Here is an 848-nt window from a genome sequence, read left to right as displayed (position 1 = left end):
ATTCAAAACCAACTTTCTTATAAACTAGGACAAGCTTTGATTTTAAATTCTAAAAGTGTATTCGGTTTTTTATCTTTACCTTTTATAATATTAAGCATTGTTATTTCACATAAACAAGAACAAAAGGCTTATAAATTTAAAGTAAAGAAAAATCCAAATTTAGCTTTACCACCTTTAGAAACTTATCCTGATTATAATGAAGCTTTAAAAGAAAAAGAATGTTTTACTTATAAATTAGGAGAAGAATTTATTAAGGCTAGTAAAAATTGGTATTGGGGTGGATTATTCTTATTGCCTTATAGAGTTTTTAAGCTCCATAAAAAATTAGAGAAAAAACAATGAAAACCGTAGGTGTAGTTATCCCAATCTATAATGTAGAAAAATATTTAAGAGAATGTTTAGATAGCGTTGTCAATCAAACTTATAAAAATTTACAAGTTGTACTTGTAAATGATGGTAGCACAGATGAAAACTCACTCAATATAGCCAAAGAATATACTTTAAAAGATGAAAGATTTATACTTTTTGATAAGGAAAATGGGGGACTTTCTTCATCTCGCAATGTTGGCATAGAATTCTTTAGTAAAGAATATGATTTTAAAAATATTACCCAAGAATTAAAAGAAAACTCCTTAGTAGAATTTAAATTAGACAATGAAGATAATCCTTATAATATTTATAAAATATATAAAAGTTCAAATTTCTTTAAAAATAAAGATGAACTTTTAAATTTTAAAGCTCCTGATATTGATTATATTATCTTTTTAGATTCTGATGATTATTGGGAATTAAATTGCATAGAAGAATGTGTTCCTAGAATGGATGGGGTTGAAGTGGTTTGGTTTGAT

1 protein-coding gene and 1 pseudogene are annotated in these 848 nt (G+C 25.5%); both read left to right on the top strand.

Translation table 11 applies throughout. From position 1 onward, the window contains the following. A pseudogene (locus AJN60_RS00505) lies at positions 1-342 on the top strand (alpha-2,3-sialyltransferase); the annotation flags it as partial. Continuing rightward, a partial coding sequence (locus AJN60_RS00500) for a glycosyltransferase family 2 protein (RefSeq protein WP_141079666.1) occupies positions 339-848 on the top strand: 510 nt, incomplete at its 3' end. The pseudogene AJN60_RS00505 and the gene AJN60_RS00500, both read left to right, overlap by 4 nt.

It is taken from the genome of Campylobacter sp. BCW_4323 (genome assembly GCF_001763115.1).
Taxonomy (GTDB): domain Bacteria; phylum Campylobacterota; class Campylobacteria; order Campylobacterales; family Campylobacteraceae; genus Campylobacter_D; species Campylobacter_D jejuni.
Note: the sequence above shows the minus strand (reverse complement) of the source record. Positions and strands in the feature narration are given on the sequence as shown.